The sequence below is a fragment of the Streptomyces sp. SID14515 genome, assembly GCF_010548505.1.
Lineage (GTDB): Bacteria > Actinomycetota > Actinomycetes > Streptomycetales > Streptomycetaceae > Streptomyces > Streptomyces caviscabies.
Genome location: NZ_JAAGMH010000091.1, coordinates 94,918 through 102,955, shown reverse-complemented (window position 1 = coordinate 102,955; position 8,038 = coordinate 94,918). Strand labels below are relative to the sequence as shown.

8 protein-coding genes are annotated in these 8,038 nt (G+C 73.2%); 3 read left to right on the top strand and 5 right to left on the bottom strand.

The features are described 5' to 3' along the window. The 3 genes from G3I54_RS19740 to G3I54_RS19730 all read right to left on the bottom strand — a co-directional run. Positions 1-572: TerD family protein (locus G3I54_RS19740; protein WP_164616181.1), on the bottom strand; the 572-nt coding region annotated here is incomplete at its 3' end. A 108-nt stretch (positions 573-680) separates the two neighbouring features. Then, positions 681-902: a hypothetical protein gene (locus G3I54_RS19735; protein ID WP_164616180.1), complete on the bottom strand. Its 222-nt coding sequence runs from the start codon at positions 900-902 to the stop codon at positions 681-683. 64 nt (positions 903-966) lie between these two features. Next, a complete protein-coding gene (locus G3I54_RS19730; RefSeq protein WP_164616179.1) occupies positions 967-1,776 on the bottom strand; it encodes an NAD(P)-dependent oxidoreductase in 810 nt (269 codons plus the stop codon). Positions 1,777-1,987: 211 nt separating this feature from the next. Between G3I54_RS19730 and G3I54_RS19725 the strand changes: the two genes are divergently transcribed. Beyond that, positions 1,988-2,950, top strand: a complete 963-nt coding sequence (locus tag G3I54_RS19725) for a 5-dehydro-4-deoxyglucarate dehydratase (protein WP_164616178.1) — start codon at positions 1,988-1,990, stop codon at positions 2,948-2,950. Continuing rightward, positions 2,947-4,122, top strand: coding sequence for a hypothetical protein (locus G3I54_RS19720; protein WP_164616177.1), 1,176 nt, complete (start codon positions 2,947-2,949; stop codon positions 4,120-4,122). The genes G3I54_RS19725 and G3I54_RS19720 overlap by 4 nt, the downstream gene beginning before the upstream one ends. Before the next feature lie 95 nt (positions 4,123-4,217). On the opposite strand, the gene G3I54_RS19715 is transcribed toward G3I54_RS19720, so the two are convergent. Both G3I54_RS19715 and G3I54_RS19710 read right to left on the bottom strand, forming a co-directional pair. Continuing rightward, positions 4,218-5,450 carry an MFS transporter gene (locus G3I54_RS19715; RefSeq protein ID WP_164616186.1) on the bottom strand — a complete coding sequence of 411 codons (1,233 nt, stop codon included), beginning with the start codon at positions 5,448-5,450 and terminating at the stop codon, positions 4,218-4,220. 88 nt (positions 5,451-5,538) lie between these two features. Further along, positions 5,539-6,477: a LysR family transcriptional regulator gene (locus G3I54_RS19710; RefSeq protein WP_164616176.1), complete on the bottom strand. Its 939-nt coding sequence runs from the start codon at positions 6,475-6,477 to the stop codon at positions 5,539-5,541. A 427-nt stretch (positions 6,478-6,904) separates the two neighbouring features. On the opposite strand from G3I54_RS19710, the gene sfnG reads away from it, so the two are divergent. Then, entirely contained in the window at positions 6,905-8,005 is a 1,101-nt protein-coding gene (gene sfnG, locus G3I54_RS19705) for a dimethylsulfone monooxygenase SfnG (protein ID WP_164616175.1), read from the top strand. Positions 8,006-8,038: the final 33 nt, after the last annotated feature.

Sequence of the window (8,038 nt, the reverse complement as noted above, 5' to 3'; positions counted from 1 at the left end):
GCGACCGGCGGCGCGGGCGGGGCGACCGGGGCGGGGGCCACCGGCGTCGGCGGGGCGACCGGGGCCGCGGGCTCCTCGACCGAGACGCCGAAGTCCGTGGCGATGCCGGCCAGCCCGTCGGCATAGCCCTGGCCGACCGCGCGCGCCTTCCAGGCGCCGTTGCGCCGGTAGACCTCGATGACCACGAGCGCCGTCTCGGCGCCCAGCTGCGGCGGGGTGAAGGTGGCGAGCGCGCTGCCGTCGTCCGCGTTGCGCACGGTGGCGGTGGGCTCGATGCCCTGGAAGGTCTGGCCGGCGGCGTCCGGGCTCGCGGTGACGACGATCTTCTCGATGCCCGGCGGGACGGCCGCGGTGTCCACCACGATCGCGTCCGGTGCGGAGCCCCCGCCGGAGCGGTACGTCACTCCGGGGCCCGAGGGCTGGTTGTAGAAGATGAAGTCGTCGTCGGAGCGCACCTTGCCGTCGGCGGTGAGCAGCAGGCCCGAGACGTCGAGCCGCACCGGAGCGGCGACGTCCACCGCCACGCGGGCGGCGGAGAGAGGGATGTTCGAGCCGGGGGTCATAGCGGTCATGAACGGGGTAACGAACGACCCGGCTTTGCCGTTCCCTTACCTTCGCGGCCTTCGACCAGATGCTTTTCGGCCGCCCGGCAGTGGTTCACCGGCGGCCCCGGCAGCGCCTCAGCGGCGGTTGCGCGGGTGGTTGCGGGCGGTGCGTTCGTTGCCGTGCTTGTACGCGCCGGTCCAGCGCGCCATCACCAGCTGGGCGTCGCCCGATGTCACCTCGGCCAGGAACTTCTCGGCCCGGCCGCCGCGCAGGGTGCCCGCCGGGCGGCCCTGGTGGGTGATGGTGACGCTCTGGTCGCCGTGCTGTTCGTACTGGAATCCGGAAGGTCTCGGCATGGCCCGTATCCTGCCCTCCCGGCCGCGCCCGCGTCGCCCGGATTTCCGGGCGGCCCGGTGCGGCTCAGTGCGGCCAGATCGGCGGGTCGGTGAGGAAGTGGCCGCCCACGCAGGCGTGCGCCGGATTGTCCGGGGCCAGTTCGCCCTGTTCGGCGACGAGCTTCGCCGCGTACGGCTCCGAGTCGTCCAGCGGCCGGTAGCCCAGCGCCCGCGCCGACGTCAGGTCCCACCACAGGCGGGTGTTGGCCGAGGAGCCGTAGACGACGGTGTGCCCGACGTCCTCGGCGGTGAGGGCCGCGTGGAACAGCCGTGCGCCGTCGCCGGGGCTCATCCAGACCGACAGCATCCGCACCGAGGTGGGCTCCGGAAAGCAGGACCCGATCCGCACCGAGACCGTCTCCAGCCCGTACCGGTCCCAGTAGAGCTGGGCCAGGTCCTCGCCGAAGCACTTCGAGAGCCCGTAGAAGGTGTCGGGGCGGCGCGGGGTGTCCAGCGGGATCAGCGGATCGCCCGGCCCGGGGCGGCGGGTGTGGCCGATGACGTGGTTGGAGGAGGCGGCCACGATGCGGCGGACGCCTTCCTCGCGGGCGGCTTCGTAGAGGTGGTGCGTGCCCTGGATGTTGGCGCGGAGGATCTTGTCGAACGTGGACTCCAGCGAGATGCCCGCCAGGTGGATGACCGCGTCTACCCCGCGCACGGCCTCGCGCAGTGCCTCCCGGTCGTTCAGGTCGGCGGTGATCGCGTCGGGCGCGCCGTCCACCGGGACCAGGTCGAAGAGCCTCAGGTCGTAGCCGTACGCGGGCAACAGCCCCCGCATCAGGGTGCCGAGGCCGCCTGCGGCGCCGGTGAGCAGGACGGTACGGGGAGCGGTCATACGGGGGTCTCCTCGGGGCGTACGCGAGGCGCGCTGTGCGCAATCCTGGCTGGCATTCACATGCGTGGACAAGTTAGGGAGGGGAGATGTGGTGCGTCAAGAGCTTGCGTCCGCCTTGACCTGCCCTCGGAGGCTGCCTTAGCGTTATGTTGTTCAGAAATATGGACACCGATCAGAGTTGTGCACGCCTGAATCTGCTCAGGGAGCGCCCGTGACCTCAGCCCCCCTTGCCGCCCGGCTCAGCGAAGTCGCCGGGCCGCTCTTCTTCCCCGTGACCGCCTTCGGGCCGGACGGCGCCGTCGACCTCGACGTCTTCCGGGCCCACGTGCGGGCCGGGATCGATGCCGGAGCCGCCGCGGTCTTCGCCTGCTGCGGCACGGGCGAGTTCCATGCGCTGACCCCCGAGGAGTTCCGCGTCGCGGTCGCCGCCGCCGTCGAGGAGACCGCCGGACAGGTCCCGGTCGTCGCCGGGGCCGGCTACGGCACGGCGCTCGCCGTCCAGTTCGCGCGGGCCGCCGAGGAGGCCGGCGCGGACGGGCTGCTCGCCATGCCGCCCTACCTCGTCGTCGCCGACCAGGAGGGGCTGCTGAACCACTACGCGGCGCTCGCGGCGGCCACCGGCCTGGAGACGATCGTCTACCAGCGCGACAACGCGATCTTCACCCCCGAGACGGTCGTCGCCCTGGCCCGCACCCCCGGCATCATCGGGCTCAAGGACGGCCACGGCGACCTCGACCTCATGCAGCGCATCGTCAGCGCGGTCCGCACCCACCGGCCCGACGGCGACTTCCTCTACTTCAACGGACTGCCCACCGCCGAACTCACCGGCCCCGCCTACCGGGGCATCGGCGTCACCCTCTACTCCTCCGCCGTCTTCGCCTTCGCCCCGGACATCGCCCTGGCCTTCTACCGGGCCCTGGACTCCGGCGACGACGCCTTGGTCGACGCGCTGCTCGACCACTTCTACCGGCCGCTCGTCGAACTGCGCGCCAAGGGCCGCGGATACGCCGTCTCCCTGGTCAAGGCCGGAGTCCGGCTCCAGGGCCTGGACGTCGGCGAGGTACGCACCCCGCTCACCGAACCGCCCGCCGCGCACGTCAAGGACCTCATCGAGATCATCGCGGGCGGCCGCGCCCTGCTGGAGGAGCACACCGCCGCGGGGGGCCGGGCGTGAAGGCGGGCGTCTTCCTCTACCCGTGGGACGTCGTCGGCGATCCGGACGCCGCGGCCCGGATCGCGGACCTCGGCGTCCGGCAGGTCACCCTGGCCTCCGCCTACCACTCCACCCGGGCCCTGACCCCCCGCCACCCCGCCCACCGCATCGTGACCGCCGAGCACGCCGCGGTCCTCTACCCGCCGGACCCGGACCGCTGGGCCGGACGCGACCTCGCCCCGTACCGCCAGAGCTGGACGCCCGGCGACGATCCGTACGGGGAGGCCGCCGAGGCGCTGACCGCCGCGGGCCTGGAGGTGCACAGCTGGGTGGTCCTCGCGCACAACTCACGGCTCGGCGCGGAGCACCCGGACACCTCGGTGGTCAACGCCTACGGGGACCGCTACCCCTGGGCCCCCTGCATCGCCCGCCCCGCCGTACGCGAGCACCTCGTGGACCTCGCGGCGGAGGCCGCCGCCCGGCCGGGCACGCACGGCACCGAACTGGAGTCCTGCGGCTGGTACGGCTTCGCCCATCTGCACGCCCACGACAAGGTCGCCGGGGTGGGCCTCGGCGACGCCGCGCAGTATCTGATGTCGCTGTGCTTCTGCGCCGAGTGCCGTGCGGGGTACGGGGCCGTCGGCGCCGATCCCGGCGAACTGGCCGCCGCCGTACGCCGCGCGCTGGAACCCGCCTGGTCCGGCGCGGGCTCCCCGGAGTCGGGCCGGGACGGCATCGAGAAGCTGCTCGGGCCCGAACACGCGGACGTCACGCTGCGATGGCGCGGCCGGGTCGCCCGCGCTTTCCAGGAAGCCGCCGTCGCCGCGGTGCGGGCCGAGGCCCCGCCCGGCTTCCCGGTACTGCTGCACGCCGACCCCGCCCCGTACCGCACCGGCGCCGACGTCGGCGTCGAGGCGGACCACATCCTCGCCGTGGCCGACGGCGTGGTGCTGCCCTGCACCGGGTCCGACGCCGCCCGGGAGGCGGTCCTCGGGCCGTTCGCCGGCCGGGGCGGGGTGCGCGCCGCCAACTTCGGGATCGTCACCGGGATGGGCGGCAGCCCCCGCACCCTGGAGCGCGACGCCACCCACGCCGCCTCGCTCGGCGCGGACCAACTGCGCCTGTACCACGCGGGACTCGCCTCCGGCCCGGACCTGGAAGCGGTCACCGCCGCGCTCTCACGGCTGGGGTGACGCGGAGGCGCGGCGGTGTCGCACGCCTACGGCCGGGAGTGCGGCGGTGTCGCGTTTCACGGCCGAGAGGGCGCGGGGGTAGGCGGTGTCGCGCTTCACGGCCGGGGTGACGCGGGGGCACGGCAGCGGTGTCGTCGCGCCCCCGCCGCCAGCACCGCCGCGGCCAGCACCCCCACCGCCCCGGCCACCGCCGTCAGCGACCGTACGTCCACCACCGCGACCAGCCCCGCCCCCAGAGCCAGGGCCACCGCGTTGGGCGCCGTCATCAGCGAGCCCGCCGTCGCCACCGTCCGCCCCAGCGCCGCGTCCGGCGTCTCCCGCTGCACCGCCGTCATCGCCGCGATCAGCACGCACGGCAGACCGAACCCGATCGCCGCGCTCGCCGCCAGGGCCACCCCGTCCAGCGGCAGCGTCCGCGCCCCCACCGCCAGCCCGAACAACGCCATCCCGCCCGCCGCGAACACCCGCTCCGGCAGCCGGCGCAGCAACGGCCCCACCAGCAGCCCCACCGCCACCGAACCGGCGCCCTGCACCGCGTACAGCACCCCCGCGTACGCCGGGGCCCGGCCGAGCACCTCGTCGACGTACGCGAACGTCACGGCCCCGTTCACCCCCGCCAACAGCATCGTCGCCGCCCCCGCCGCCACCAGCGGGCGCAGCACGGCCGAGGCGCGTATCCGCCGCAGCCCGACGGCGAGTTCATCGCGCCAGGCCCCCGCCGGGGCCGGGTCCCGAGGAGCTTCCCGCACCGGCAGACGGGCGAAGACCAGGGCGGCCAGGGCACAGGTCGCCGCGTCCAGCAGGGCCACGGCCGGGCCGCCGAACCGTGCGTACAGTCCCGCACCCGCCAGCGGGGCGACCAGCTTCATGCCCTCGTTGGCCGTCGTCCGCAGCCCGTTGAAGTCCGCCAGCAGCGAGGCGTGCACGGTTCCGGCGACGAGCGCCGACTCCGCCGCGTCGAGCAGCACGCCGCTCGCCCCGTAGAGCACCAGCACCACGAAGACCAGCCAGACCGTGCCGGCCGAGTCGACCAGCACCAGCGTGACCAGCAGACAGGCCACCGCCAGATTCACCCGGACCAGCAGCGCCCTGCGCTCCATCCGGTCCGCGAGCGCGCCGAGTGCGGGCCCGGCCAGCACCGGGGCCCACATCGCGCACACCGTCAGCGCCGCCAGACTGTTCGACCCGGTCAGCGACTTGACCCAGATGCCCGCCGTGAGCCACATCGCCGACGTACCGAACCCGGAGACGACCACCCCCGCCAGACAGCGCCCCGCCGTCCGGTCCCGCAGGACCCGGCCCACCCCCGAACCGCCCGCGCCGCCCATGCCGCCCGCCCTCCGCCTCGTACTCCGCACCCGTACCGTGCGGCTCATGCTGCGGAGTAAGGCGATCGGCGGGCATCGGGCGGATGCCTTAGAGGCGGCCGGACGACCCCTGGGCCCCGCGGCCGCGGCTACGGTGTTCCTCGGAGCGCTCGACGAAGATCCGGTGCAGATCGCGGGCGGCCCGGGACACCGAACCCGTACGGCTGCGCTGCACCACCAGCAGCACCGTGGTGGCGTCGCCCGCCAGCGGCCGGCAGGTGATCGCCCCGGTGCGCTCCAGCGGATCCCCGAGGACGCTGTAGTCCGGAAGCACCGTGACGCCCAGCCCCTCCGCCACCATCAGCTTGCCCATCTCCGCGCCGTCGGCGGAGTACGAGAACGAGGGCACCCGGCCCTTCAGCAGCCGGTGGGTGAAGCGGTGCATCAGATAACCGGAACGCATCACGATCAGCGGCTCGCCCAGCAGATCGTCCACCCCGACCGACTCCAGCGCGGCCAGCGGACTGTCCTTCCGCAGGCAGACGACCGGGCGGCCCCGGATCAGCTCCGTGGTGTCCAGGTCCGGCGCGATGTCGTCGCCTTCCAGGTAGTTCACCAGCCCGAGGTCGACCGCGCCCTCCAGCAGGGAGCGGTGGATGACGGACTGCTGGGCCGCGATCACCTCCACCTCGGTGGCCGAGTGCAGCGCGCGGAACTCCCGGATCGCCGGGACCAGCAGCGGGACCGTCGCCGCGAACACCGTGCCGAGCCGCACCGTGCGGCTGGTGCGGTGCTGTTCGTCGGCGGCCCGGCGCAGCCGGTCGACCGCGTCCAGCACTCCGATGATGTGCGGCAGCAGTTCGCGCCCCGCCTCGCTGATCGTCGCCCCCGACCGCTTCCGGTCCAGCACGACGACGCCCAGCTCACGCTCCAGATTGCGGACCGTCTCGCTCAACGCGGGCTGGGACAGGTGCAGTTCCTCCGCCGCCCGGCGCAGCGAACCCAGCCGGGTGACGGCCTCGATGTACTCCAGCTGCTCGATCCGCATCGTCTTTCCTCATCTTCGGAGGAGGTGGAAGGGGAACCCTATCGCTCCTTCGCCGATGCCTTCTCGACCTGGAGCGTTCCCGCGCCCTACCCTGGAACCCGAAGGCGCCCCGTGAGCCACCGGGCGCCCGCCGCGGAACGCGAAAGGAGAGGGATGTGCGCCGCTTGACCCGTCGCCGCCACATCGACCTCGGCCGCGTTTCCAGCGCCTTCTGTTGTTCCCGCTGACGCGAGGTCCGAGGGCCCGGCCCCTCCTGCGCGCCCCCGCGCCCCCACACGTACGCCCATGTCCGGCCGTGTGAGCCCGTGCACGCCCTCGCGACTCTTCTGCCGCGCCCATCGCCCCTGATCGGGTTTCACGATCACCGGGGCCGCCGCGCCGTGCCCGCCACCGCGCACCACCCGCCTTCCTGTTCCGGGAGAACCTCATGTCCCATCCGCCCTCCGCCGACCCGGTGCGCTTCGCGTACTGGGTCCCCAACGTCAGCGGTGGCCTCGTCACCAGCACCATCGAGCAGCGCACCGACTGGGGGTACGACTACAACCGCGAACTCGCCGTCCTCGCCGAGAACAACGGCTTCGACTACGCGCTCAGCCAGGTCCGCTACATGGCCAGCTACGGCGCCGAGTACCAGCACGAGTCCACCTCCTTCAGCCTCGCCCTGCTGCTCGCCACCCAGCGGCTGAAGGTCATCGCCGCCGTCCACCCCGGCCTCTGGCACCCCGGAGTCCTCGCCAAACTCGGCGCCACCGCCGACCACCTGAGCAACGGACGCTTCGCCGTCAACGTGGTCAGCGGCTGGTTCAAGGACGAGTTCACCGCGCTCGGCGAACCGTGGCTGGAGCACGACGAGCGCTACCGCCGCTCCGAGGAGTTCATCCGGGCCCTGCGCGCCGTCTGGACCGAGGACCACGCCGAACTCGCCGGCGACTTCTACCGCATCCGCGACTTCTCGCTGAAGCCCAAGCCGATCGCCTCACCGGACCGCCCGCATCCGGAGATCTTCCAGGGCGGCAACTCCACCGCCGCCCGGCGGATGGCCGGCCGCGTCTCCGACTGGTACTTCTCCAACGGCAAGGACTTCGACGGCGTCACCGAGCAGATCGACGACGTCCGCACCGCCGCCGAGAGCGCCGGACGCACCCCGCCGCGCTTCGGCCTCAACGGCTTCCTCATCGCCCGCGACACCGAGGCGGAGGCCCGCGACACCCTCCGCGAGATCGTCGCCAAGGCCGACACCGAGGCCGTCCACGGCTTCGGTTCGGCCGTCAAACAGGCCGGGAGCTCCACCGCCGACGGCAAGGGCATGTGGCAGGACTCCTCCTTCGAGGACCTCGTCCAGTACAACGACGGCTTCCGTACGGGGCTGATCGGCACCCCGGAACAGATCGCGGAACGCATCGTCGCCTACAAGCGCCTCGGCGTGGACCTGCTGCTCCTCGGCTTCCTGCACTACCACGAGGAGGTCGAGTACTTCGGCAAGAAGGTGCTGCCGCTCGTCCGCGAGCTGGAGGACGCCTCCCGCTAGGGCAATTCCCGCCGTCCCCGACGCTCTTCCGAC

Coding starts and splice junctions, on each gene's coding strand:
- G3I54_RS19735 (WP_164616180.1), bottom strand. CDS start 902: ATGCCGAGACCTTCCGGATTCCAGTACGAACAGCACGGCGACCAGAGC.
- G3I54_RS19730 (WP_164616179.1), bottom strand. CDS start 1,776: ATGACCGCTCCCCGTACCGTCCTGCTCACCGGCGCCGCAGGCGGCCTC.
- G3I54_RS19715 (WP_164616186.1), bottom strand. CDS start 5,450: ATGGGCGGCGCGGGCGGTTCGGGGGTGGGCCGGGTCCTGCGGGACCGG.
- G3I54_RS19710 (WP_164616176.1), bottom strand. CDS start 6,477: ATGCGGATCGAGCAGCTGGAGTACATCGAGGCCGTCACCCGGCTGGGT.
- sfnG (WP_164616175.1), top strand. CDS start 6,905: ATGTCCCATCCGCCCTCCGCCGACCCGGTGCGCTTCGCGTACTGGGTC.